The following is a 24,418-nucleotide window of genomic DNA, read 5'->3' as shown; positions in this document are numbered from 1 at the left end:
ATTTTCGACATCGAAATTCGAAGCATCACTCAAGATCAGCGAACGATCAACAAAAGCAAAGCACCATGTCCCAAGACTTCACTCAACCCCTGATCCAAGCTGCCGAAGGCGGCGATCTCCCGACTGTGCAGGCGCTGCTCGCCTTGGATGCCGACCCCAATAGTATGGGACCCAATTCGGGAGCGCTGCATTGTGCTGCGTTTGGCGGATTTGTCGAGATCGTCCAGGCATTGCTTGCAACTGGTGCCGACCCCAATCTGGCGGATGTCAAGGGCTTTTATCCGCTGCAGTTGGCGGCGAGCAAGTCGCATTTGCCGGTGATGAAAGTGTTGATTTTGGCCAAGGCCAATTTGGAGGCCAAAACCCCGCACGGCGGAACCGCGCTCCATGTAGCCGCCGCATCCAATTTTCCCGATGCCGTTCGGATGTTATTGGAGGTCAATGCGGACATCGAAGCCCGAGATGCAGGCGGCAATACGCCGCTTGCGACAACTTGTGGACTGGGTGCTTTGGAGGCATTCGAAGTTTTGAAAAAGGCAGGCGCCAACAAATATGCCTTGAGCGATGCAAAGGAGACGCTACTGATCAAAGCTGCACGGAGCCTACGGACATTGCGCGTCAAAAATTGGTCGAGTGAAGGCACCATTTTGGGCAAACCCGTGAGCTACCTGCTTCAAAATGGGATGTTTACCTTCATCCAAGACGGCAAGTCGGAATTTTTGGACCTGAACGAACAAGCCCAAATTGCGGCACAACCTTGGGGTCCCAAGGCGCATTTGGCCTATGTGAACGCCGTCAAATTGGTACAAATCCTCCTCGAATGGGGCTTCAAACCCAATGAAAAAGACGTCGATGGCAATACGGCGTTCAGCCTCACATGCCATTCTGGCAATGGTTACCTCATCGAAATGATGCTCAAAGCAGGAGCGAAAACGACTTTGGATCACGAGGAAGGCTTCCAGCCGATTCACCTTGTTTCCGGTAGTGAGCGCATCGACGGTTTGCGGAGCTTTTTGTCCAAAGTGCATGGATTGGATGCAAATGTCCCTGATAAATATGGCTGGACACCGCTGCATTGGCTTGCAGACATGGGCGGGGATGTGCAAATGGTAAAGCTGTTGATGAAACGGGGTGCCGACAAGCGGGTCAAAACCACGCTTGCGCGCGGCGCCAACATGCCCGCAGGCTTGACGCCCGAGGATGTTGCACGCCACTGGCGCGACACGGAAATGGCCGAAGCACTAAAGCCCTGATTTCCTGAAACTTGATCGCCTATTTGGGCTCCGACTCCTTGGGAATCGACCCGCGTGCACCCATGTACTGGATCGAACCGTCTTGCAATACATAAAATGTCCAAATCTTGCGCTGCGTACATCCACTGGGGCAGTCCCCCGCGCCGATGCTATACCGTATCGCCATGGCATTTTTACTGTCGGTCCCCCATGTGATGTCATTTCCGTCACCGACAATCCCCGCAGACTCCGCCGTGCGTATCGTTTCAAAATTTTTGAAGAGAAATGCCAATTCCCGTGAATTGATTGGGGTTGGTGATTCAAAAATCATCGATGGCCCGATGGATGTTTCCTGGTAATTCTTGATCACAAGCTTGTATTTGGCGATCAATTGGTTCAGATAAAGGTTATTGGTCATGGTAATTCCCTTGCTCCAATTCTCCTTGAATGGCGAATCCTTCTCCAAAACCACATTTACCTGTCGCAGATTCGGCGTTGGGCGGGTGTGGATGATGCTCAAATCCGGAATGGTATCAGTGTCCACGCACATCCAATAAACCTTGGAAAGCAATTCGAAGTAGTAGTTGATGCGATCGGTGGGAATGTCGGCAATACGTTCTCCCGTTTGCGTTGTCGTATTGTATTCACGCACTGCAAGCCGCGCAGCGTCCTCGCGGTAGGCCGTTGCGAGCAGCGCGGGCAATTCTCTGGTTGCCGACGGCTTTTGCTGCTTTTCCTTGGTTGCCTTGCATCCTGTTAGACCCCAAATTGTCCCCACCAACAGCATCAACAACACCGTTTTCCTTGTTCTCATTTCCGAATTGATTGACTCTACGGATAAAAATAGCATTTTTCCCATTCGAAGCCATCGTTTCCTGCTGATTTCAGGCATTTCATGGATTCTCTCGATAGATGTCAACCAAAAATGTTGCTGAGTCTCTACCTTTGCCGGATGAAAACGATTCAAATGCTGCTGATTGGCCTCCTCTTCGGCATGGGAGGATTCCTTGGAGCCCAAAATGTGGGCGGCGGCTTGATTGCTGCCGGCGTGGCAAGTCAGATCGACGGCGACAACTGGGGTGGGTACAACAAATTGGGCTACAGCCTTGGCGGATTTGCTTGGTACGATTTTACCGACCGCATTTCCTTGAGTCCCGAGATTACGATCGGAAACCGCGGCAGCCGCGAGATGGTCGATGGTTACGAACAATACAACTTGAATGTCATTGATGTGCCCTTGCTCGTTCGCTACTGCCTGCTTGGGGACATCAACGCCCAAAATTTGCAGCTTGAGGTCGGCCCTTCGGCAAATATCCTGATTTCGGCAAAGGCTGGATTTGGTCAGCAAAAATTGGATCTGATGCCGCAATTCAATCGTTTTAACCTCTCGATCAATGGCGGCGCAACGTTTTTCGTCAACAAAAACATCGGCATTCTGGGTCGTTGGACCTATGCATTGACGAACATGAACAAGAACTGGCAATTGACCCGTGAGTATTGGCGCTGCCATTTTCTCACTTTCGGCGTGCGTCTCGCCTTCAAATAAGCAATCGGGGTGACCAAGTTGGCCACCCCGTGGGATTTGCAGATCAAAATGATTGCTTCTTTGTCCGCCGACAGCGGATCAGATTTCATTATTGGACGAGCACCCTCAGATTGCGGCTCTGCCGCCCGTCGCTTACTTGCAGCAAATAGACACCTTGCTCCATCGTTGCCACATCAATGGTCGAGCGGTCATCCAAGCTTTGCTGAAGCACGAGCTTTCCGGTGACATCAAACAGCTTTGCGGTAGTCCCTAGAGTGTTACCGGATACCGTCAGTTGGGTGGCGACAGGATTCGGGAAAGCCGAAATCTCAAAGCCATCGTCATCCGCAGCAGTGACCATGCGTACTTCGGAGTAGGCCGAGGATCCGTTCAAATCTTGCTGTTGCAGCCTGTAGTAGGCGGTTCCCTCCAAGATCTGATGATCGTTGAAGTTATAGGCCTTGGCTGCCGCAGTACCACCACTTGCCTCCAAGGAGCCGATCTTGCTGTAATGCACACCGTCGTGGCTACGTTCGATGTTGAACAGCGAATTGTCCGTTTCCGATTCAGTGGTCCAATCCAACCTGACGGAATGGTCGTCGTTCAACGCTGCGTCAAAGGTGCGGTAGGTCACCGGCAAAAGACATCCATCGCCTGAAAAGAAGACCGTAACTTCGACATAATCAACATTCATATAGTAGGTTCCCGAACCAGAACGGCGGGTTACGCTGTACAGGACACCAAACCCGGGATCCATGATGTCAGCAGGGGTCCAAGACTCGCCCCACAAATCGGTATTGCTGCCGTAAATGTTGACGTAGTCCTTGTCGTCGTAGTAGCCCGTACCAGCATGATCGATTCCAACGGGAACACCGGCTTTCGTCAGAACAATGGAAGCATCGGCAAAGTCAGCGAGAAATGATTCCTGAAACCCTTCAATGCTCACCTGAATTCCGTCAATCGTGGCGCCGGGAGGAATCATGTAGCCATAGTCCGAAACTTGCAGATATTTGGACACTTCCCCGTTGGCAAGTTGAACACGCGCATAGAGATCGTCGCTCAGGTTGGCCCTGTTGGGATTGGCCCAATTGTTGGACGAACCGTAGTTGACATTACCGGTAGTGTTTCCTGTTCCGATCACGGTGCACTGGGCAACGAGATTGGAAAAGGTAAGATTGGCTGCAAAGATGACAATGAATGAAATCGTCAGCACCAAAGTAACGCTGGAGTAAGGGAAGAACTTTTTCATGGCTTCACAACTTTTAAGTGGATACAATTGATCGAACCGATACCCAATGATACCACCAACAAATTCGGGGCGCAATCCAATTGCATAGTGCAAGCACAGGGGGTTTCGTAAGATTTTTACGCAGAATGAACTTCGCGTCTAAATCGATAAAGGCAACCCCAATGAAGCAGAAAGGCAAATGGATGTAAGATTATGCTTCGAATATTGAAATATATATTTCTCGAAGGTTGGTGGAAGGATGTAAGCAATTCCGGCGAATTTAAATCGCTTCGCACTCCATAAACGGCATTTAACAAGGGGGAGATTTTTCACTTTTTGAGCAACACGAAATTGCGACCGCCGGACAAAACCTCGCATGAACCTGCCAATTGATGCAAGGGATTTACGAACGGTCAATTTTGGAAGACCAATTTCAAAATCCCGCTTTTTCAAATAATTGATCTCCGTTTTCGGAATCGATCTGGGATCAAAATAAAGTTCTACCTCCGATTCTACGATGCTTTCGATGTTACTTTTGGCACTTTTTGAACCAACCATTAGTGTCAAAACAAAAACAGATCACCATTTCAAAATGCTAAAGAAGGATGATATTGGTCTTTACACTGTTACTTTTGGGCAATATTTGAATTTTTGGGGGACTCCAATCGTAACATTTTTGTAGCGCTGACACCAGAACATGGCGGCAACTTGTAGTAAAATAAAGGATTTCCAAATAGTTTGTGGTTCTTAGGTTGGTCGTTTTGACAGCAGAGGGAGAGAGTTGCTCCCTCTGTCTTTTTTTAGTCCTTACCCACAAATCCACAACGACATGGGCTTGAATCAAGGAACTGCTTGACGTAGATTGCCCCTTCTATTTGGAATGCAAATTTGATGTATGCAGTAATTGACTTGGAGACGACCGGTGGGCGGGCAGATCAGGACCGCATCACGGAGATTGCCATCGTCTTGCACGATGGCCACGCACGTGTGGGTGAGTTCACCTCCCTTGTCAATCCGGAAAGGCCGATTCCGCCCTATATCACAGACATCACGGGCATATCTGATGCCATGGTCGCCTCCGCACCAAGATTTTATGAAATTGCCCGCCAAGTCGTTGAACTTACGGAAGGCTGCATTTTTGTGGCTCACAACGTCAATTTCGACTATGGCTTCCTGCGTGAGGAGTTCAAACGGCTCGCTTACACATACGACCGGGAAAAGCTTTGCACCGTGCGGATGAGCCGCGTGTTGATGCCGGGCCTTACATCTTATAGCCTTGGTCCGCTTTGCAGCCGGCTAGGCATCCCCAACCATGCCCGTCACCGCGCAAAGGGCGACGCCGATGCAACAGTGTTACTGCTCGAGCATCTCATTGCTTTGCAGCCAAGTCTCAGCAAAGCGATGCAGAAGCCTGTCAAGGATCCTTTTGCTGCCCTACCCCCCGGCATCGACCGCAAGCAGCTTGCCTTGTTACCCGAGGAGGCCGGACTTTACTTCTACCATGATGCCAACGGAAAAGCCTTGCACGTCAATGCAAGTCGCAACATCAGGCAAGCAGTACTCAAGGAATTGCAGCAATGGATGAAGCTCGGCCCCAAATCGACGATCGCGGTTTCCGAACTTTGTGATGTGACTTGGGAGCTAACAGGAAATGAACTGATCGCCCTGCTGCGTTTGGATTCCGAGCAAGCCCGTCTTGAATTGGTTGCGGAATCTGCCAAGCGCAAGCCCGCAGGCAAATTTGGAGTCGTTTCCTACCAAGATCAACGCGGATATCTGCGGCTCTACGTAGACAAACTGCAAAAAGGAAAGGCCGGCTTTGGCGAATTTGCCACGGAGGCCGATGCGCGCGCAGCCCTGGAGGCCCGCATTCGGCGGCATCGCCTTTGCCCACAATTGTCGGGACTTGAGGCAGGCTCAGGTGCTTGCAGTTGGCACCACGGTCAAGGAGGAACTTGCAGCGGTGCCTGTAGTGCTACCGAAACTGCCGCCGACTACAATGGGAGGCTCATGGCTGCAGTCGAAGGTCTTGGGCTACCGCATCCCGCGTTTTTCTGGCTGGGCGAAGGCCGCACGTTGGATGAAATCGCCGTTATTGGCATTGAAAAAGGCGAATTGCTTGGGTATGCTTTTCTCGATTCCGCACAAGGATGGGACGATCCCGAATGGATCAAGTCCATCTTGGAACCACTTCCTTCGACGGAAGTGGAGCGGAATACCTTGCGGCAGTACCTGTCCAAAAACAAGCTCAGCAAATTGGTGCCTTTCTGAGCACAACTGCTGCCTTTGGGTTCAATACGCAGGCGAATGACACAAAATCCCCCTTCTCCTGGAAGCAAAAATGCAGTTTCAACCGCTGCTTGATGGTGTATGATAGGTTTGGAAACAACGACAAAAGGGTTCTTGCAGGAAGCCAAAGGGCCTAAAAAAAGTCGCCCCGGGTTTGGGACCCGGGGCTTCATGAAAAGAATCAAAAATCACCCTCTAAATTTATATCAACGCAGTTGAGGCCTAGGCCGAAAAAACGGTGAAAACCACCCTGCGAATGATCTCTATGTTTCAATTCGATAGAGCAAATATACAATCGGATTTCAGAGATGCATCAAATTTTTCGAAGAATTTTTAATCTAAACCGTTAAAGTAGGCGATTTTTTCGACGAACGATTCCATACCTATACCGAACCTGCTGGAAATCATGATGAAAATCACGCGCTTTTTTAACAATTCGTTTCCTGTGCCTTGCATTGCTTACCCGATTAAATGCACAAAGGATCTCAGATTCATTCACCAACCGCGGGATTTGGCTGACTTCAACTATTTTTGCGCCATGTTGCAACCTACATCATCAAAAGGGCAGCGAGCATCCAACGGCTTCTTCTGCACCCTCAAAGGCCTTGGCCTCGGTGCTGTAATGTTACTTCTATGTGTAGCATGCGGTGAAACGGCGGTCGAAAATCTCACTGACTACAGCGTTGACAGCATTCCTACCGCCGAAATAGACCTTCCTTCTGCGAAACCCATCCTTCTAGGACCTGAAATCGACACTGCATTGTATGCAAATCTGAATCCCTGTGACGGATTTGACTATCCGGTCGCGCCGCCCGATGCCAAACGGTACTTCAAGGCACGCGGCTTTTTGCCGAATGGTTTGGAGCATCTCGGAGAAGATTGGAACGGTGACGGAGGCGGTAACAGCGACTTTGGAGACTATGTCTATGCAACGGCCGACGGGGTTGTATTCTTCTCGAAGGTTTACAACAATGGATGGGGCCATGTCATTCGCTTGCTGCACAATTACGGAACCGCCTCTGAACCAAAGTATATCGAAAGTCTCTACGCCCACGTCGCAAGCTCCTGGGTGCGTGAGGGCTACCTCATGAAACGCGGCGAAGTGATCGGCACCATCGGCAATGCCAAGGGAAAATACCATGCCCATCTCCACTTCGAAATGCGCAAAGAAGCCGGAAAGGACATCCGTTGCGGGTATGATGGGGACACCTTGGGTTTTGTTGATCCGACGGCCTTCATCGAGGCACATCGGCCAGAACGTTCAACACCTTCCAAATGAAAGGCACTATACTGTTACTATTCCGACTTGCGACCATGCTGACGATCGGAATGGCATCCTCCTGCACCTCCTCTACGAAGCCAAAGGGCGAACCACTGCTCGAAAATGCCCCATCTAGGAATACGCCGAAGTCAAAAGGTACCGACATCAACCCGGTGGATGGATTTGACTTTCCCGTTGGCCCGCCCGATGCTAAAAGATACTACAACGCGCAGGGATTCGGTGAAAACCTCCACCTCGGTGATGATTGGAATGGCATTGGTGGCGGAGATACCGACTTAGGGGACCCTGTTTTCTCGATTGCAGGCGGCAAAGTGAAATTCGCAGCAGACAATGGCGCCGGATGGGGGAATGTGCTCGTAATCCAGCACAACATCGGCACCCTGACCGAACCAAAATTCGTGGAATCACTCTATGCCCACCTCGACACGATGATTGCCACTCCAGGGCAAACCGTCCAGCGCGGCCAACAAATCGGCACCATCGGGGACGCCCATGGCGCCTATGCTGCCCACCTCCACTTTGAAATCCGAGAAGACACCCTCCTCCCCATCGGAGGTGGATACAGCGAGGAAACGGAAGGCTACCTCAATCCGACACTGTTCATCAAAACGCACCGGAAAATGAGAAATTAGAAATGAGTAATGAGAAATGAGTAATTAGCAGTGAAGCACATTCAAACGTATTCCGGCGTTCTCCATTCCGCATTTTCCATTCTCCATTCTCCATTCCCCATTTTCCATTCTCCATTCTCCATTTTCCATTAATCCACGAATCGCCGCAGATCTTGCTGTAAAAAGGTCCATTCCGGGGTTTCAACGGGGCCTACGGCCTCCGCATCGTACCAAGGACTGAGCTTGGGGTCAATCGGATTGTTCAGGATGTGGATGTCTTGCGCAGGCATGTAGCTCTGCGACAGCAAGTACATCTTGTGGCCGTTGTCGGGATTTTCTGCAACATCCATGACCAGAACGGCATGGCCGGGGAATCCGCCTTGGATCAAAACATCGCCGACTTGCAAGTCCTTGAGGGTGCCGATTTTCTTCAATTCCTTTTCCAGCGAGGCCGTTCCTGCATACGTGAACACCAAATCCATGTAAGCGCGGAAATTTTCATGTGTTTCCGAAGGCGCCATTTTCTTGTTCCAGACCGTTTTGCCCGTCGTGAGGGTTGGTCGGTAACCGTCGCGCCACTTGGTCCACGGGCAATTGTCACCGTTGGTGAAGTTGAAATGGATGGCATCGTGTTTGCCGAGGGAAAAGAGGTATTCGGCACGCAAACGCATCACGGCATCCGCGCATTGCTGCAAGTCACGCTTGCCGACATCGATGTCGAGGACGGCGGCCTGCGCGTCCTGATTGTATTTTTGTTCGCCGTTGAAGAGCATCACCTTTGGTTTGCCGGGTTTGAGCGGCACGCCGCGGAGCCATTCGCCGAAGCTCCCCTTGGGGAAGGCCATCCGTTGGTAGCCGCTCGGCGGCGCGATGCGGTTTTCCAATGATTGGATGGCATTGTACATCTTTACCCAGGCGTAGGTGCCACCCGTGGTATCGACAAACTTGGTCGGCAACTGCGGATTTTTCTCCGCAATCGATTCACCGATCGCACCGTAGTCGGTCGAATTGGCTGGGCTCTGCTGACAGGCCACGAAGGCCATGGCCAAAAGCGGGAGGAACAACAACAGTCGCTTCATCCAGCAAAGTTAGGGAGAAAATTGGAGGGCCAAGATTTGCGTTGCGGTGAAGGCAAGCACCTTCTCATGAACATCGCCCCAACTCCGTTCATCTTGACTGTCAGCGTTCATCATCCCCCACCTGAAGGCAAAACATTCACGAATACACCAATTCATGTCTCCAATGATCATATAACATCTCAAAATTGCTATCATTGTAGCAGGTACAGGAGAAAGCCAAAAATCCTGAAGTCGTTGCCGCAATTTCACGTACGTAAATCCGGCAATCGCCTGAAAAAGAGTAGGCCCAACTAATTTCTGGCCCTTCTATGGGAAATGCAGTTACAATTTCAGGTTCCACCTACACTGTGCGTGGGACGGTACGGGATCAGGCTACCCAACTCGGTGTTGCCGGCCTCAATGTTGTCGCTTATGACAAGGACTTGATCGGGAAGGATGATTTTCTGGGAATTGGCGTTACGGATGCTTCCGGTGCCTTTCAAATCAGCTTTGATTCCTCCGCATTTAGATTCCTCATTTTTGACCGGAAACCTGATCTCTATTTTGTCGTCGATGATGGCGGAACCGTGCTCCTGACCACCAAGGAGAATCCCATCAAAGACGCAGATGCGTCCACGCCGGACATCAACTTATCGGTCGATCTCTCAAACGACAAATTGCGTACGCTCATCAACCCAACGCCCGTTCCCGGCTGGGTCGGTGGATTTCCGGCATCCAATCCGGCCTTTGCCTATCCGACGCCGGACTTGAGCTCCTTGCCGATGCTGAAGAACATGGACAATATCGACAAGCTTCAACGGCAGCAGAAGGTGGTTTGGCCGGAGTTCAGCTGGCTGAGTGAGCCCGGCGCGGCTGATCCCAAGCGTTGTTATCAAATGTTTGCCCCTGACATTTCCCGATTGGGTTACACCGACGAGGGGAGGGTTTATTCGATCATTTGTCCGCAACAGGGTGCTTGTTCACCTGCATTCGGATCGTTGAATGTCGAGGTCACGGTGACCGGAAACCGGGGCTGGGCCGACGAGTCCAACAAGGAAATCGCAGCCGACATGTCGGTCGTCGGCCAAATTTGGTTCAGCCCAAGTGCCAACCGCAAACCGCTTGTCAAGCAGATTGCCGATTTCTTCAGCGCGCACAACCTCAAATTCCCCTTCAACAAAGACAATGCCATCCAGGTTGCCACCTTCAAACCAGGAGATCCTACGCAACCGCTCTTTCCGTTGACAAAAGGTCAAAGCACAGAATTCCCGATTCCAGTATTTGCCCAGCATGAGGCTTTGGCGTGGTCGGTGGGACATTTGGGCGTCGAGATCGGCAACCTCGTCAAAACCGGGACCCCGATCGTCGACGAATTCAACCAATTGGTACTGGACATTTTCAACATGGCCGCGGGCAATATGCTCAAGTCGGGGAATGTGTTGAGTTGGAATGTCTGGTTTACTGCCCCTGATACGGTCGATCAAGCGGAATGGAGAACGCATGCCGAAAAATGGCGGCAGTCCATCGACGCAGACCACGGCAGCCCGGATGGCAATGGAACAGTGGCAAGATATTTTGACGGTTCGCCTTTCAAGCCGCTGGAAGAATTGCTGGCAGAGGAAATGCCACGGATTTTGGCGTTTATCGCGAAGCATTTATAGGATCATTCACTTAAAAAGGAATCGGCCCGGCCACTTGCGGAGATCGTGGGTGGTCAGGTTGGTTTTTGTGGGTAGGATGAGTTTCACGAAGAATTTATCGGGATTTTTTGGGGCTTTTGTTTTGTAAAAAGCAAATTCATGCATATCTTTGCGACATCATACCCGAGACGCCTCTGACCTAAGCGCACTTTCTCGGGTCTTTTTTTTGTATGAAATTTGACAAACCTGCACTCACGACCTCCGACCATGTCCTCTTGCTTCGCAACCGAGGATTAGAAATTCATAATGAAGATTTGCTTTCCAAAGCGATTGATGAAATTGGCTTTTTTAGACTGTTGGGGTATATGTATCCATTCCAAATGGATGCAGATAGTCATGAATTTGTAAAAGGTACATCCGATAATGACATTTTAAACTGTTACAAATTCGACAAGCGATTAAGACTAATCCTGCTTGAAGCCATTGAAACCCTTGAAGTTGCGATCAAAGCTTCCATTTGCAACATTACCACTATCTCCTTTGGCCCCCATTGGTACACTGACCATCTTCGGTTTCATGAACGGGACAATCACCAAAAATTGATTGACTTCATTAGCGAATCCTCCAAAGAAAGTAGCGAACACTTTATTCGGCGATATCGCGAAAGTTACCATATTCCTACCCTTCCACCGCTTTGGATGGTAATGGAGCTCTTAACATTTGGAAAGCTTTGTAGCCTTTATGGCAACATGAAAGATAGCTCCGAGAAGAAGGATATCGCGGCCAGATTCGGTCTTCCAGTAACCATATTTTCATCTTGGCTTTTGAGTATCAACTATATTCGGAACTGCTGCGCGCATCATAACCGAATCTGGAACCGCTGGCTTCCTTTAAGACCAACAATTCCAACTGGAAGACGCTTCAAATTTCTAAAAATGATGGACTCCGAAACTGATAGGCGCATTTTCGGCATCCTCTCCTGTATGCTTTATCTTCTCAAAACTATTGGAGAAGACGGCGACCTCCGCAACAACATCATATCGCTCTTCGCCCAATACCCAGAAATCAACAAGTCCTACATGGGCTTTCACCCAGCTTGGACCGACGAGCCCATCTGGCAATAGCACCACACCTCCCCTAAAAAAAATCTCCGATTCCTGCTGTATCTTTCCGAGGACTTTTCATTACATGGATGAAAAGCACTCTGATTTAATCGCAATGAAGACTTTGGAACGCCAAAGACTGACGGAAACACAATTGCAGCAGGAGCTGCGTCTGGTGGAAGCGGCCCAAAAGGATCCGCGCCACTTTGGAGTGCTTTATGAAAAATACTATCGCCCCATCTTCCTTTTTGTGTACAAGCGCGCTGGCGAAGAGGAAGTTGCGGGCGACATTACCGCACAGGTTTTTTTGAAGGCCATGGTCAATCTCCCCAAATACTCCTACCGGGGTGTGCCTTTCTCGGCATGGTTGTACCGCATTGCCTCCAACGAGGTCAATCAGCACTTCCGCAACGCCAAGGGAGACCGCACCATCAGCATGGAGAAGTCGCATATCGACAAGGTGATGGGCATGGTGGACGAAGAAAAAACGAGCGGTCTCGCCGAACTCTACCAAGAAGTGATGATCGAAACGCTGCACGAGATGAGTCCCGACGAGGTGGAAATCATCGAATTGCGCTTTTTTGAAGACCGCCCCTTCAGCGAGGTGGGATTCATCTTGGGCATCACCGAAAACAACGCAAAAGTCAAGGTTTACAGAATCGTGGAACGCCTCAGGAAACGATTAAAAACAAAATTGGGAGGCAATTATGAAGCATAAATACAAAATCAATATCGACCAGCCGGTGCCCAGCGATGACAAGATCGCCCAGCACAAGGACTTTGGTCGCATCCTTGCCGATTACCGAAATCTCACCGAGCCGATCTACAACAGACCGCTCTACAAGAATCCGAAGGCCTTCATGGGCTTGGCGCTGATCCTTACCATTGCTTTTCTGGTCTTCTGGGCCGTCGAAAAGGAGGAGAAGGACAAAGCCAACGCTACCGTGGAATTGCCCGCCGAAATCAAAATGGCCGAGGAAAACAGCTTTCTCAAGCCGCCATCGCCAACCCTGTCAGTACCAAGCATTCGCCTGAAGGCCGATTTTGCAAAACCACAAAAGGTCACGCTACCGGATGGGCTAGTGCTCACGGTCCCCGCCAATGCATTCGAAGGTGAAAATGGCGCACCCGTTTCCGGGGAGGTCGAATTGGTCGTGCGTGATGTGTCGCAACCCGCCGACCTGATCGCGATGGGGCTACCCATGCAGACCGAAAACAGCATGATCAGTCCGATGCTTGTCCTCGACGTGACGGCCACGCAAGCCGGCAAGCCGTTGCAACTCAAGCCCGGCCAAAAAATCAGCATTGAACGCGAAGTCGCCCCCAACTTTTCCAAGGCGCAATCCATCTTTGCCCTGGACGTCAAGGACCGTCATTGGACGGGCGGCGAAAATGCGTCCATTCAACCCATTGCACGCAAGGTTGGCGTCGCCTCCCTGCCAGAGGAAGACGGCTTCGGCGTCGTGCAATTCGATGAAAATGGTCAGGTTTTGCCCCAAAAGCAGCCCGTCAACGCAGCCGGGAAGGAAATCAAGGTGATGCAATTTGACATTTCATCCCTCGGCATCGTTTGTCTAGGCGAATCGGCAGGCGACAACAACAGCCTGCTCATGCAGAAAATGCGCTTCACCGACACCCAAGATCAGCCATTGCGCCTGCTCACGCTCTACAGCCTGCCCAAGGGCATGAACACCGTCCAATTCCACTGGCCTAAGACCGCAGACTTCGTTTTCGAGGTCGGCATGGTCGCCGGCAACACCAGCCAATTGGTCGGCTTTTTGCCCGATGGCCGCCTCGCGATCGCCAAAGAAGTCGGCATTCTACCCGAATCTGACGCCGTGCACACCCTCAAAATGGAAATATCCGCTACTCCTGTCAAGGATTTGCAAGACCTCACGCAACTCTTGTCCGTCGCCGACGGTCAATAGTGTGAAAGCTTTTTATCAGGATGCTTTTCTGATCGTTCTTTTGTTAGCGGTTGGCCCGTCCACACTTGTGGGCGGGCATTTTTGATCAGAATTCTCAGAATTTACAGAATCACACTTTGTGCTGAATTTCAGCGAGGATGCTGCAAATATCAGATTGATAGCACCCATTCTGGAAATCCTGAGAATTCCGTAAATTCTGATCCAGACAATTCAGCTTATCGGACGATGAACCCCAACACCGCCTCGCTATACGCCGCTACGCCCATGGTCTTGACAACGGTACCATGACCGCCGCCGGGGACGCTGACTTTTTCGCCGCGAATGCCTTGATAGTTGTTCCAGACCGACATGCCATGGTTTTCGTAGCTCAGGAAGGCGTCTTCGATGCCGTGAATCCAGAGAAAAGGCTGTTGCACCTTTTTGATTTCCTCGGCGTTGTCGATCTTGAGGTTGGTGAAGAAGCTGCCGGGCACGGCGAGGCCTGTTCCTTCTTGGGCCATCATTTCCGCGCTGGCGAAGGGGGCTTCGTCGATCAACCAGCTCGGGATTAGCGTTCTGGGATTGGCGGTCAGTTCTGTGGCGGGGGCCGAACCGAGGCTGAAACCGTACATCACAAAACGGTCATTGGTCAGGCCCATGGCTTGCAACCAATCGATGCAAGCTTGTACGTCGGCATACATTCCGTCTTCTGTCGCTGCCCCTTCGCTCAAGCCAAAACCGCGATAGTCCATCATCAGGACCCCGAAGCGGTGTTTGCCGCCGACATTCGCCAGGATCTTTGCCCGCTGCCAATAGGCGTCCATGTGGGCGTAGTTTCCGTGGCAATAGAGAATGACGGTATCCGTGGCTATCCGGCTGATGTCGCCGAGGTATTGGGCGTAGATTTTGGTCGGCGTGGATTCGTCGGGTGTCTGCGAATCCAAGGTGAACAGGTGCACCATGCTGTCAGCCAAATTGAAAGAGGTATCGGGCACAATGTCCCAATCGTCCGTGACAGGATAGTCGTCGTTAAGGTACTCGGTGATGGTGTTGTCGGCGCTGTAAAGGTTGCTGTCCAATCGGAAACAGCCAGAGACAAGCGCGGCCAATGCGGCAATTGCGAGAAAGCTGTGGATCCTTTTCATTTTCCGCCGAATCGTTTGGTGAGTCCGAAATAGATGCCCATTGCGCCGTTGTGGCCCAATCCCCACCACGAAATGGTGAGATCTTGGTTGTTTTTAATCATGTTGTTGAGCTTCAATTCGGCAGTGAAGTCCAGGCGTTTGCCGCTCAACGTATGCCCGATTTGGAATCCCGGGAGGATGAACTGCGGCTGATCTTGCCCGTGCGCCCTTTTCCCCGCCAATTCATACCACGAAGAAAGGCCGGCATAGACAAAATTGTTGTGTTTTCCATAGTTCCAGTAGGCATTGGCATCGAGTTGCGGCCAGAGTTTGAATTGGCTTTCCCAGACATCGCCGGCAAGGTTCAATCCGGGGGCGACGCTGACGCCAGGGCGCCAGCCTTTGGGTTCCAAAATGCCGTAAACGGCGCCCAAATCAAACTGAATCACCCCAAATGCGGCCGACGTCGGATAAAAGGCGGCATAACCTGTGAGTTTGGGCGTGATGCCATAACCGGCACCGATGGTGGTATTGGGAACTGGCAACGGATATCCGAAGTTGTCAAAAATCGAACCCCCGAGCGTACCGGTGATCGCCAATTCGCCATGCTTGAGCGGCCGCGCATAATGCGTAGGCGCGCAGCTCGCGAGCAGGCCTAGCAACAGCAACAAAAAGGCTGCGCGATGCCGTACCATCCATTTCCTTTCTTTCATTCCAATCATGTCCGAAAATTAAAAAAGCCTTCCGAGAATAGCGCTATTGATATTTGGCAGCTTTTCGGTTCTGGAATTGGGGAAAAATCAATTAATTTCACGTCGGAGGTAAGCATGATCAGTACGATTTCTTTGATTCTGTATTTTGTGGCTATCATGTTGATGCTTGGTGGCATCATCTATTTCATTGTTTTTGGCTCCAAAAAAGGAGATCTGAATCCATTCACAGCGATCCGGTTCATTGCGACATTTGTTTTGCTTGGAATGTTGGTTGCCACGATCGCCGTCATTTTGCAATAAAAATGCTTCGCAGGCCTCGCCTTTGAAAATGAAATTCAGCATTGGCAGGCACTTCGGAATGATCTTTGCTTGAATTCCGCAAAATAGTACAACTCGAAAAATACTCCCGAAAATCCTATGCGCATTCGTCCAGTCTTTGTTGCACTTTGCCTTTTGAGCAGCCTTTTTGTCGCTTCCTGTAAAGAGGATACAGACCTGAATCCCAACCTGATCACGGAGGATTACTATTTCCAAGCTGTATTGGACGGCGACACGATCACCTATCAAGAATCTAAAAACGACTATTACAACATCGTCGGCGACTTCTACGGAGCTGAAGCCGACAACGGTTGGTGCTATGTTCCCTTCACCTGCTTGGCCAAAAATGCAGCATCCACCAATCCCAATCCGACAACATTGGCAAAAAGCGGTGCCGTGGGCATCATTGGCATTTCGCCGGGGCAAATCCTGACACAATCGGCTTACGAGGCGCTTGTAACCACGGGTAGCCTTCAAATTGGCCGCGTGGCACGTGATGTGAGTCAGACAGCCGTTGCCGGTGCATTTGTCTCAATCATGGACGCCGATGGCGTGGAATGGAACACCGACAACGGGCCCTTGGGTACGGGTTCCGTCGTCATCAATGAATATGCGGACTTCGTTGACAATGAACGCATTCCTGCAACCCACAAGGTCATTGCTGCAAATTTCTCCTGCACGGTGTACAACGCCGCGGGCGATTCAAAAACCCTTACGGGCGGAAAAGTCCGTGGACGGTTGGTCCGTTGGTAAACCCGTCCGACATCCAAGATTGGGGATCTGTCGCCATTGTGCTTGAATTTTCTGAGGCAGCGGCGTAGTTTTAGCCTATGAGAACTATGATGCGCTTTGGATTTCCCATGTTGTTGCTGATGTTGCTCATCGCAGCAAGCGGATGCAAAAAAGAGGGATGCACGGATCCGCTCAGCGATAATTTTGATCCCGATGCAAAGGTGGACGATGGGTCATGCGCCTATTCTCCAGCCACGCTTTCGTTGGAGGTGACCCACAAAGTCGGTAATCAACCTTTTGCTTTCTATTCTCCATTTCAGGATGCCAATGGGCGCAATTACCTCTTCAGGGTTGCCCGTTTCCACCTTTCCAGCCCGGAATTGACCGGACATTCGGGAAATACTGCGGTGGAGAAGTATCTCCAGATTTCAGGAACGACCACCACGTACTCCTTGGGAGAAGTCCCCGTTGGCGAATACCACGGACTTTCCTTTGATGTCGGTGTGGATTCGGCGATGAATCACGGCGACCCCACCCTCCTTCCGATCGAGCATCCCTTGTCGATCCTCAACAACAGCCAAGATCATTGGAGTTGGAGTGGCGGATACGTTTTCCTCAAAATCGAAGGGTTGGTGGACTCAACCGCGACGATGAACGGGCAGATAAACAAGTTTTTCTTCTACCATATTGCCTTGGATCAGATGCTGACCCGTGTGGACCTGCATCACGATTTTACCATTGGAAGTGGTGATCAAGCGGTTCTTTCACTCACGATCGACTGGGAAAAAGCTTTGGCCGGCGTGGATTTGACGCGTCAAACTACCCAAACGAACGACAATCTTCCTCTGGCTCAGCAGATCATGGCCAATTTTATCACTGGGATCACCATTGAATAGGAATTCGCTGATTTTTAGCAGCATTCAAGACTTTGGTTCAATATCGGGTTTAATTTTGCACCTATGAAGAAGTACTTGTTACCTTTCTTGCTGGTTTTGGGACTGATTTCAGTGCTTGGCATCAGTGCTTGCAAAGATGAACCCGAGCCGCCATTGCCAGATCCTGCGACAATCCAGGTTGATTTTGTGGTCAAATGGGGCAACAACAATCTTGCATTGGAGCAATATTACCCGGCTCCTGACGGTCGCAACTATGCGATTCAGGTATTTAAGTGCTTCATCAGCAATCTTTCCCTCGTAAGGCCCGACGATTCTACCACACTGGTAAAGGATGTTGCCTTGATTGACCTCTATTATCCAGCGTCACAATCGATTGCTGGAAATGTCGCCGCTGGCACATACACCGGAATCAAATTCAGTTTAGGACTGGATTCCATTCAAAATCACGGCGATCCCAGCGACTATCCCGTCGAGCATCCACTAAGCTCGGTGACGGGCATGTATTGGAGCTGGTTTACGAATTACATTTTTGCCAAAATAGAAGGCATTGCTGATTCGACAAATGCTGACACAATCAATCCGTTTCTATTCCACCCGGGACTGGATTCCTTGCGTCAAGATGTCGAATTCAGCGGCTTGAACATCGTTTTGGCCGAGAAGGAAACGGAAACTTTGACGCTGATCATCGATTTGCAGGAAGTCTTTTTTAGCACCGCGGACCCGATCGATGTAACTGTGGACGACTTCACGCATACCACCGACGATCCCGTGCTTGCGGGCCGGGTGATGCGGAACCTCAAAGCAGCGATACGGCGGTAAAATGACAGGGAATCGATGGCTGAGCCTGGGAATCGGGTGTTGGATGCTCGGATTCTGTGCTTGCACAGGCGATCAGGACGATTCGCCCATTGATTCGCTGCCCTACCAAGTGGAAATCCCGTCCGGATTCCCTCCAATGCCTGTTCCGACCGACAATTTCCTCACCAAGGACCGCGTGGCCTTGGGGAAAAGACTGTTTTTTGATCCGATTTTGTCCCGAGATGGCAGCATTTCTTGTGGGAGCTGTCATTTTCAGGCGAATGCATTTGCCGACACTGCCGTTTTCTCGCGCGGAGTCAATGGAATTCAAGGATTTCGGAATGCCCCTACCCTTTTCAATTTGGCCTGGCATCCCTATTTTTTCATGGATGGTGGCGTCCCGACGCTCGAATTGCAGGTGCTTGCACCCCTCGACAACCATGCCGAACTCGACATGGATTTACTGGAGCTGATCGCCCGCCTGAAGCGGCATCCGCAGTACCCTGCCCTGTTTCGGCAAGCCTATGGACGCGATCCCGACCCCTTCGCGCTCACGCGCGCCATTGCAGCCTACGAGCGCACCCTCGTGAGCGGAAATTCGCCCTACGACCAATATGGATCCAATCCCAACGTGCTGAATGACAGCCAAATTCGTGGAATGAATCTGTTTTTTGGAGATCGTCTCCAGTGTGCAAGCTGCCATTCGGGGTTTGACTTTACAGACTATGGTTTTTACAACATCGGCTTGCCGGTGACTACTGCGGACTCCGGGCGTATGCGTGTGACACTGAATGAATTGGATCGCGGGGCCTACAAAACCCCGAGTTTGCGCAATGTCGCCGTCTCGGCTCCGTATATGCACGACGGAAGCCTTTCAAGTCTAGAAGCCGTCATCGATTTTCTCGCTAGCGGCGGGGCACATTACCCCAATCAACATCCACTCACACAGGGATTTACCATCAGCAACCAGGAGAAATCGGATCTCATCGCCTTCCTTCACGCCCTCACCGACACGGAATTCTTGACGAATCCGGAATTCACCCGATAACCCAAAACAGAAAGGGGGCGGAACCAGTATCGGCCCACCCCCTCCAATTTCTGGTTTGACTTGTTGCCCAAGGAGTTAAATCCCGGGAACAAACTTATTCTTCGGATATTTCACGGTGTACATCAGCTTGACGACCTTGGTTTCGGCTTTGCCGATGTTCAGCTCCCAAGTGAGTTTTCCGGTAGCTTCATCCAGTTTTGCACCACTTGCATCGACCAAAGTCACGACGATTTCCTTGTCTTGCGAGACCGGAATCTGGTCCTCAATGGTCAAATTAAGGGGCATATCCTTGGTATTGCGCACTTTGATTTCCCAAGCGAATGTGCGTTCGCGGTTGAGCCCAATCGTGCGCACCTTGCTGAAATCCTTGAGTTGGTTGCGCTCGATGATCACCTTTTTGTCGCGGCCCAGGCTGAGATTCAGCGTGTCGCTCGTGTAGGCCGGATCGATGTTGACTTCGGTGACATACGTCCCTTCAAAAAACACTTGCGCTGTACCAGGAAGCAAGTTAAGGGTGTCCCAACCGGTGAGTCCAGTGGTCAAGAATGCATCATTGTCCAATTTGGGAACGGCAAAGTGACGGTAAAATGCAGGCAAATTGGCGGTGCGAACGGTGACTTGCTCAGCTTTGCCATTGGAGCGAATGGTTTGCGGCAATGCGATGCGGAATTCGGCCGTCGTGGCTCCCTCTTGCACTGTGGTGTAGTTGGCAAGGGTCGTGGAGGCCGAATTGTAATCAATGACTTCCAAGGCATCCGTTTCCATATCCTCAGTCGCGTAACCTTCTTCCTTGCTTTCATCTTCCGCCATTTCCGGCTCAGGTGCAGCCTTGGCGTCGTTTTTGTAGTATGCAGGGGCACCGCCCGATGCGGAGCGGGTAGTATAAACAATCGGCTCCTGCACATACAAATTCCATGGATTCAGGACAGGCTGCGTGCCGCCTGCATTTGGGTTGCCGGAAGACAAGGTGAGCTTGACATCTTCCCAATCCACGCCCGTGTTTTGATACACATCGGCGCGGTATTCCAAGGTAATCGGCGACTGTGTATCCTTTGCACGGATGTTGTAACTCGGCACCCAGCCCGCCTCGTTGATGATGTAGCTCAGGCCAATGGGCGCCACCGCAGCGTCGGTGGCCTCGACGATCACCCGTATATCGTTGCTTGCGCGGTTGCGACGGGCGTTCAATTCGTTGAGCTGATTGGAGATCGCAGTGCGACGGTTGCCCAACTTGGTATTGGAACGCGCAAAAGCCAGCTGCTTCTCATAAATTTCCGACAAACGAGCCCGGTAGAAGTCCACCATCTTCTGCAATTCGTCGATGCTCAGGCCTTGTTCCTTGCTCGCAATGCTTTGGTTGCGGTTGATCATCGTCTTCTCATTTTCCAAGACGCCGATTTCCAATTGATTGACCTCGACAAGCTTTTTGATGATTTCAAGCGAATCCTGCAGCATTTTGACCTTCGGAGACTCGACTTCCCGGTCCAGGTAGTTGATTTCGTGGATCACCGAATTGATCAAAAAGGCCTGCGGGGCGGCCGCCTGAATGCTCTGCGGATTGATGCCAGTGCCCAAACCACGGAAATAGACGACGTTGCGGCCCTTTTTCAGGCTTACATCGGCCGTGCGGTTGACCTGCGCAGCACTAAGGAAGACCGTGACGGATTCGATTTTGCTTTTGACCTCAATTTCAGGGCCTTGCTGCGCAAAGACCGGACGGGTCAAGAGAACGAGGACGAATGCCGCAATTATTTTATGATAATTTTTCATTGGATGATCGGATTAGATGCCTGGAACGACTTTTTTCTTGGGATGCTTGACGGAATAGATCAGTTTGAACTTCTGGGTCGCAGCGGGCTGCAATTCCAAGTCCCAGGTCAAGAGCCCTGTGGCTTCGTCCTTCTTTGCGTTGGAGATGTCAATGTCCTTGACCTCAATGCTTTCATCTTGCGAGACAGGCACTTGGTCCATCAACTTGAGGTGGACGACAGACTTTTTGGTGTTGCGCACCACAAATTCATAGCCGAATGTGCGTTCGCGGTTGGTGCCGATATCCTTCTTGGCATTGTAATCCTTGAGCATGTTGCGCTCGATGATCACCTTTTTGTCGCGTCCGAGGCTGAAATCCAACGTATCGGTGGTGTAAGTTGGATCGAGGTAAGCGGCTGTGATATAGGTGCCTTCGAAGAAAATATTGACGTTTCCTGGAAGGAGATTCAATGATTCCCAGCCTGTAATACGGGCAATCAAGAAGGCATCTTTGTCCAATTTGGGCACCGCATAATGCTCAAACAGAGCCGGCAACGTGGCCGATTGAACCGATACTTGCTGATGCTTGCCGTCACTCGGGACGTCTTGCTTCACGCTGATGGCAAATTCGGCGGTGGTTGCCGTGTTGCGCATCGTGGTGTAGTCGGCCAGGGTTGTGGGTTTGTTTTCTTGGCGGTCATATTCCCCGCCGGAGTGCTCATTGACTTGGCCTGCTGCTTCCATTTTGCCAGAAACGATCTTGTCATAAATGGCATAACCCGGTTGCCCAAAGCTCAGGTTCCATTGCACGAGTTCGGGTTTTGTACCGCCTTGCAGCGGATCGCCGGAGGAAAGGGTCAGGTTGACGTTCTTCCACTGAACGCCCGTCGTTTGCCAGACTTCGGCGCGATAATCCAGCGTAATCGGGCTTTCAGTATCCTTTGCCCGAAGGTCATAACTTGGTGCCCAACCTGCATCAGGCACAAAGTAGCGGATGCCCACTTTGACTGTGCGGGCATAGTCACACTTGAGTTTGACGACGATGTCGTTGCTAGGTTTGTTCTTTTCGAAGTTCAGTTCCTGCAATTGTTGGTTGATGCGGTTGCGGTCCTCGGCAAGTTTGGTTTGCGCACGTTGGTTTTGAAGCAGGCGCTCGTTGATGTCGCGGAGTCTTGTGCGGAAAAAATCAGCGGCTTTGCGCAATTCGTCCGTGGAAACGCCCTTTTGCTCGCCGGAGAGGCTTTGGTTAGCAAGTACCAAGGCATTTTCTTGGGTCAAAACGGTCTTTTCGTTGTTGAGCACCTCGGTTTTCTCTTGGATCAAGCGCAGACTGTCTTGCAGGCGGATGATCCGCGGCGTTTGCACCTGCTCCTTCATGAAATTCACCTCGTGTCGCACCGAATTGATCAGGACAATATCGGGTGCAGCAGCTTGAATGCTCCTTGCGTCGATATTGGTCGCGAGTCCTTCAAAGACCACGATGTTGTCGCCTTTGGCAAGGGCGATGGTCGCTTCTTCGCTCACTTGGGCACCACTCAAAAACACGGTCACATCGGTGATCTGCGATTTGGCGGGAAGCGGCGTGGGTTCTTGTGCGTAGGCAATCGTAAGTGCCCAAACGCTGAGAAACAATGTCAAAAATGTTTTTTTCATAGGGTAACGTTCTGAATCCGTCAAATTTAGCTCTTGGGTGCATGGAAATTGCAGATTCCATAAAACGGAGATGTGATTTTGGTCAGGAAGAAACTTCAGAGACGACCTTCGAATGGGTAAAAAATTAGTATAAAGGGAGGTTATTCCACAAATATAACCATTTAATTTTGCATTATTGAAATATATGCTACATTTGCATCCATATATCTCATTTTAGTAGCATTCCTGTACTTTTCAAACGTCTAACGGTAAAAACCTCTATGAAAAATTTCAAGCAACTGATAGCATCGATCGAAGAAACTCACCTACATCTTCAGGCATCAGCGGCCAATGCTGTGAACCAAGCATTGACGATCCGAAATTGGTTGATCGGGTACTATATTGTCGAATTTGAGCAGGAGGGCAATGACCGTGCGGAATATGGGGCGAGGTTGCTTGAATGCATCGCCGAAAAAATTGCCATTAAAGGCCTTACTGCGCCAGAGTTATCTAGATGTAGGCAGTTCTATTCTGTCTATCCTCAGATTCTTGGGACACTGTCCCAAAAATTCACTCACCAACTTTCCGATCCAATTCTTGGGACGCTGTCCCAAAAATTAGAGAAAACGCTAACGCAGCGAATTGCTCAAGATGTTGATCGGGCGGCACCATCAGTTTTCAAACCGGATCTCCAAACTCCACCTGAAAAGATCCTAACCAAACTGTCGTTTTCGCACTTGATCGAACTTATCAAAATAACCGAACCGCTCAAGCGCACCTTTTATGAACTAGAATGTATAAAAGGTACCTGGAGTGTGCGCGAGCTGAAGCGGCAAATCAGCAGCCTCTACTTTGAACGAAGTGGACTATCAGAGAATCCAAGCGCACTTTCTGCACTTGTAAATGAAAAGACATCGCCTTTGAACCCTAAAGATATCATCAAGAATATTTACGCATTTGAATTCTTGGACATTCCGGCAAAGGCAATCATAGAGGAATCCGACCTCGAATCAGCCTTGTTGGATCATTTACAGGATTTCATCCTTGAACTCGGCAATGGCTTTTGTCTCGAAGCGCGACAAAAGCGAATTCTAATCGGTGAAAATTACTACTTCATCGACTTGGTGTTCTATCATCGCATCCTGAAATGCCATATTCTATTAGACCTCAAAATGGGAGCCTTTGAGCACTATGACATCGGCCAGCTCAATACGTACCTACACTTCTTCAAACATGAGATCAGCGATAGCACTGACAATCCCCCAGTTGGAATTCTCTTAGTCGCTTCAAAAGATCATGCATTGGTGAAATATGCTACTGCCGGCATGGATGAAAACCTATTTGTTCAAGAATATCTCATCCGCTTACCGAGCAAGGAACAATTGGAAAAATACATTGAGAACGAATTGAGGAAGTCAGATTTTAACAGATAATATCAAGTTGATGCATCTATTGATGCACCCAAAGGCACCATCCCCTCAGAATCTCAAACAATTCGATCATCCGTTGTAACCACTTTCCCCAAACACCCCG

22 protein-coding genes are annotated in these 24,418 nt (G+C 50.5%); 15 read left to right on the top strand and 7 right to left on the bottom strand.

The genetic code is table 11. The features are described 5' to 3' along the window. Positions 1-65 precede the first annotated feature (65 nt). A complete protein-coding gene (locus IPN95_11385) occupies positions 66-1,253 on the top strand; it encodes an ankyrin repeat domain-containing protein (GenBank protein MBK9449983.1) in 1,188 nt (395 codons plus the stop codon). Positions 1,254-1,272: 19 nt separating this feature from the next. On the opposite strand, the gene IPN95_11380 is transcribed toward IPN95_11385, so the two are convergent. Then, positions 1,273-2,046: a hypothetical protein gene (locus IPN95_11380; protein ID MBK9449982.1), complete on the bottom strand. Its 774-nt coding sequence runs from the start codon at positions 2,044-2,046 to the stop codon at positions 1,273-1,275. Positions 2,047-2,184: 138 nt separating this feature from the next. Here IPN95_11380 and IPN95_11375 point away from each other — a divergent pair, with 138 nt between their 5' ends. Continuing rightward, a complete protein-coding gene (locus tag IPN95_11375) occupies positions 2,185-2,778 on the top strand; it encodes a PorT family protein (GenBank protein MBK9449981.1) in 594 nt (197 codons plus the stop codon). 88 nt (positions 2,779-2,866) lie between these two features. Here IPN95_11375 and IPN95_11370 read toward each other — a convergent pair whose 3' ends face one another. Further along, the gene (locus IPN95_11370) at positions 2,867-4,006 is read right to left on the bottom strand and encodes a T9SS type A sorting domain-containing protein (GenBank protein MBK9449980.1); all 1,140 of its coding nucleotides are present in this window, start codon (positions 4,004-4,006) and stop codon (positions 2,867-2,869) included. A gap of 870 nt (positions 4,007-4,876) precedes the next feature. Between IPN95_11370 and IPN95_11365 the strand changes: the two genes are divergently transcribed. The 3 genes from IPN95_11365 (at position 4,877) to IPN95_11355 (ending at position 8,188) form a co-directional block, all read left to right on the top strand. After that, positions 4,877-6,256, top strand: coding sequence for an exonuclease (locus IPN95_11365; GenBank protein MBK9449979.1), 1,380 nt, complete (start codon positions 4,877-4,879; stop codon positions 6,254-6,256). Positions 6,257-6,812: 556 nt separating this feature from the next. Continuing rightward, the gene (locus tag IPN95_11360) at positions 6,813-7,553 is read left to right on the top strand and encodes a M23 family metallopeptidase (protein MBK9449978.1); all 741 of its coding nucleotides are present in this window, start codon (positions 6,813-6,815) and stop codon (positions 7,551-7,553) included. A gap of 35 nt (positions 7,554-7,588) precedes the next feature. Beyond that, positions 7,589-8,188 (top strand): M23 family metallopeptidase, encoded by a 600-nt coding sequence (locus IPN95_11355; protein ID MBK9449977.1) that lies wholly within the window; start codon positions 7,589-7,591, stop codon positions 8,186-8,188. A gap of 128 nt (positions 8,189-8,316) precedes the next feature. Here the strand turns inward: IPN95_11355 and IPN95_11350 are convergent, their stop codons facing one another. Beyond that, positions 8,317-9,246, bottom strand: coding sequence for a DUF4846 domain-containing protein (locus IPN95_11350; protein ID MBK9449976.1), 930 nt, complete (start codon positions 9,244-9,246; stop codon positions 8,317-8,319). A 656-nt stretch (positions 9,247-9,902) separates the two neighbouring features. On the opposite strand from IPN95_11350, the gene IPN95_11345 reads away from it, so the two are divergent. From IPN95_11345 to IPN95_11330, 4 genes are all read left to right on the top strand, one after another. Continuing rightward, positions 9,903-10,886, top strand: a complete 984-nt coding sequence (locus tag IPN95_11345) for a hypothetical protein (GenBank protein MBK9449975.1) — start codon at positions 9,903-9,905, stop codon at positions 10,884-10,886. Between the two features lie 209 nt (positions 10,887-11,095). Then, positions 11,096-11,989: an Abi family protein gene (locus IPN95_11340; GenBank protein ID MBK9449974.1), complete on the top strand. Its 894-nt coding sequence runs from the start codon at positions 11,096-11,098 to the stop codon at positions 11,987-11,989. 94 nt (positions 11,990-12,083) lie between these two features. Then, entirely contained in the window at positions 12,084-12,686 is a 603-nt protein-coding gene (locus IPN95_11335; protein MBK9449973.1) for a sigma-70 family RNA polymerase sigma factor, read from the top strand. Continuing rightward, positions 12,676-13,896 (top strand): hypothetical protein, encoded by a 1,221-nt coding sequence (locus IPN95_11330; protein ID MBK9449972.1) that lies wholly within the window; start codon positions 12,676-12,678, stop codon positions 13,894-13,896. The genes IPN95_11335 and IPN95_11330 overlap by 11 nt, the downstream gene beginning before the upstream one ends. 215 nt (positions 13,897-14,111) lie before the next feature. On the opposite strand, the gene IPN95_11325 is transcribed toward IPN95_11330, so the two are convergent. After that, on the bottom strand, positions 14,112-15,020 hold the full coding sequence (locus IPN95_11325) for an alpha/beta fold hydrolase (GenBank protein ID MBK9449971.1): 909 nt from the start codon (positions 15,018-15,020) through the stop codon (positions 14,112-14,114). Continuing rightward, the gene (locus IPN95_11320) at positions 15,017-15,712 is read right to left on the bottom strand and encodes a hypothetical protein (GenBank protein MBK9449970.1); all 696 of its coding nucleotides are present in this window, start codon (positions 15,710-15,712) and stop codon (positions 15,017-15,019) included. The genes IPN95_11325 and IPN95_11320 overlap by 4 nt, the downstream gene beginning before the upstream one ends. Before the next feature lie 114 nt (positions 15,713-15,826). Between IPN95_11320 and IPN95_11315 the strand changes: the two genes are divergently transcribed. The 5 genes from IPN95_11315 to IPN95_11295 all read left to right on the top strand — a co-directional run bounded on the left by IPN95_11315 (position 15,827) and on the right by IPN95_11295 (position 19,504). After that, positions 15,827-16,012 (top strand): hypothetical protein, encoded by a 186-nt coding sequence (locus tag IPN95_11315; protein MBK9449969.1) that lies wholly within the window; start codon positions 15,827-15,829, stop codon positions 16,010-16,012. 117 nt (positions 16,013-16,129) lie between these two features. Beyond that, entirely contained in the window at positions 16,130-16,783 is a 654-nt protein-coding gene (locus tag IPN95_11310; protein MBK9449968.1) for a hypothetical protein, read from the top strand. Positions 16,784-16,860: 77 nt separating this feature from the next. Then, positions 16,861-17,658, top strand: coding sequence for a hypothetical protein (locus IPN95_11305; protein MBK9449967.1), 798 nt, complete (start codon positions 16,861-16,863; stop codon positions 17,656-17,658). A gap of 63 nt (positions 17,659-17,721) precedes the next feature. Then, complete coding sequence (locus IPN95_11300; GenBank protein ID MBK9449966.1) at positions 17,722-18,477, top strand: hypothetical protein; 756 nt, start codon at positions 17,722-17,724, stop codon at positions 18,475-18,477. Positions 18,478-18,520: 43 nt separating this feature from the next. Then, entirely contained in the window at positions 18,521-19,504 is a 984-nt protein-coding gene (locus IPN95_11295) for a cytochrome-c peroxidase (GenBank protein MBK9449965.1), read from the top strand. A gap of 75 nt (positions 19,505-19,579) precedes the next feature. On the opposite strand, the gene IPN95_11290 is transcribed toward IPN95_11295, so the two are convergent. Together IPN95_11290 and IPN95_11285 are read right to left on the bottom strand one after the other, a co-directional pair. After that, complete coding sequence (locus tag IPN95_11290) at positions 19,580-21,274, bottom strand: DUF4139 domain-containing protein (protein ID MBK9449964.1); 1,695 nt, start codon at positions 21,272-21,274, stop codon at positions 19,580-19,582. Between the two features lie 12 nt (positions 21,275-21,286). Then, on the bottom strand, positions 21,287-22,906 hold the full coding sequence (locus tag IPN95_11285) for a DUF4139 domain-containing protein (GenBank protein ID MBK9449963.1): 1,620 nt from the start codon (positions 22,904-22,906) through the stop codon (positions 21,287-21,289). 260 nt (positions 22,907-23,166) lie between these two features. On the opposite strand from IPN95_11285, the gene IPN95_11280 reads away from it, so the two are divergent. After that, positions 23,167-24,318: a DUF1016 family protein gene (locus IPN95_11280; protein ID MBK9449962.1), complete on the top strand. Its 1,152-nt coding sequence runs from the start codon at positions 23,167-23,169 to the stop codon at positions 24,316-24,318. The last annotated feature ends 100 nt before the right edge of the window (positions 24,319-24,418 follow it).

This window comes from Bacteroidota bacterium, assembly GCA_016718825.1.
Classification (GTDB): Bacteria; Bacteroidota; Bacteroidia; order J057; family JADKCL01; genus JADKCL01.
The sequence above is the reverse complement of the archived record's forward strand: the minus strand, read 5'-3'. Positions and strand labels throughout refer to the sequence as shown.

What these genes read in the sequence shown, in the direction of transcription:
- IPN95_11385 (MBK9449983.1), top strand. Translation starts at nt 66, where the DNA reads ATGTCCCAAGACTTCACTCAACCCCTGATCCAAGCTGCCGAAGGCGGC.
- IPN95_11380 (MBK9449982.1), bottom strand. Translation starts at nt 2,046, where the DNA reads ATGAGAACAAGGAAAACGGTGTTGTTGATGCTGTTGGTGGGGACAATT.
- IPN95_11375 (MBK9449981.1), top strand. Translation starts at nt 2,185, where the DNA reads ATGAAAACGATTCAAATGCTGCTGATTGGCCTCCTCTTCGGCATGGGA.
- IPN95_11370 (MBK9449980.1), bottom strand. Translation starts at nt 4,006, where the DNA reads ATGAAAAAGTTCTTCCCTTACTCCAGCGTTACTTTGGTGCTGACGATT.
- IPN95_11365 (MBK9449979.1), top strand. Translation starts at nt 4,877, where the DNA reads ATGTATGCAGTAATTGACTTGGAGACGACCGGTGGGCGGGCAGATCAG.
- IPN95_11360 (MBK9449978.1), top strand. Translation starts at nt 6,813, where the DNA reads ATGTTGCAACCTACATCATCAAAAGGGCAGCGAGCATCCAACGGCTTC.
- IPN95_11355 (MBK9449977.1), top strand. Translation starts at nt 7,589, where the DNA reads ATGCTGACGATCGGAATGGCATCCTCCTGCACCTCCTCTACGAAGCCA.
- IPN95_11350 (MBK9449976.1), bottom strand. Translation starts at nt 9,246, where the DNA reads ATGAAGCGACTGTTGTTGTTCCTCCCGCTTTTGGCCATGGCCTTCGTG.
- IPN95_11340 (MBK9449974.1), top strand. Translation starts at nt 11,096, where the DNA reads ATGAAATTTGACAAACCTGCACTCACGACCTCCGACCATGTCCTCTTG.
- IPN95_11335 (MBK9449973.1), top strand. Translation starts at nt 12,084, where the DNA reads ATGAAGACTTTGGAACGCCAAAGACTGACGGAAACACAATTGCAGCAG.
- IPN95_11330 (MBK9449972.1), top strand. Translation starts at nt 12,676, where the DNA reads ATGAAGCATAAATACAAAATCAATATCGACCAGCCGGTGCCCAGCGAT.
- IPN95_11325 (MBK9449971.1), bottom strand. Translation starts at nt 15,020, where the DNA reads ATGAAAAGGATCCACAGCTTTCTCGCAATTGCCGCATTGGCCGCGCTT.
- IPN95_11320 (MBK9449970.1), bottom strand. Translation starts at nt 15,712, where the DNA reads ATGAAAGAAAGGAAATGGATGGTACGGCATCGCGCAGCCTTTTTGTTG.
- IPN95_11315 (MBK9449969.1), top strand. Translation starts at nt 15,827, where the DNA reads ATGATCAGTACGATTTCTTTGATTCTGTATTTTGTGGCTATCATGTTG.
- IPN95_11310 (MBK9449968.1), top strand. Translation starts at nt 16,130, where the DNA reads ATGCGCATTCGTCCAGTCTTTGTTGCACTTTGCCTTTTGAGCAGCCTT.
- IPN95_11305 (MBK9449967.1), top strand. Translation starts at nt 16,861, where the DNA reads ATGAGAACTATGATGCGCTTTGGATTTCCCATGTTGTTGCTGATGTTG.
- IPN95_11300 (MBK9449966.1), top strand. Translation starts at nt 17,722, where the DNA reads ATGAAGAAGTACTTGTTACCTTTCTTGCTGGTTTTGGGACTGATTTCA.
- IPN95_11295 (MBK9449965.1), top strand. Translation starts at nt 18,521, where the DNA reads ATGCTCGGATTCTGTGCTTGCACAGGCGATCAGGACGATTCGCCCATT.
- IPN95_11290 (MBK9449964.1), bottom strand. Translation starts at nt 21,274, where the DNA reads ATGAAAAATTATCATAAAATAATTGCGGCATTCGTCCTCGTTCTCTTG.
- IPN95_11285 (MBK9449963.1), bottom strand. Translation starts at nt 22,906, where the DNA reads ATGAAAAAAACATTTTTGACATTGTTTCTCAGCGTTTGGGCACTTACG.
- IPN95_11280 (MBK9449962.1), top strand. Translation starts at nt 23,167, where the DNA reads ATGAAAAATTTCAAGCAACTGATAGCATCGATCGAAGAAACTCACCTA.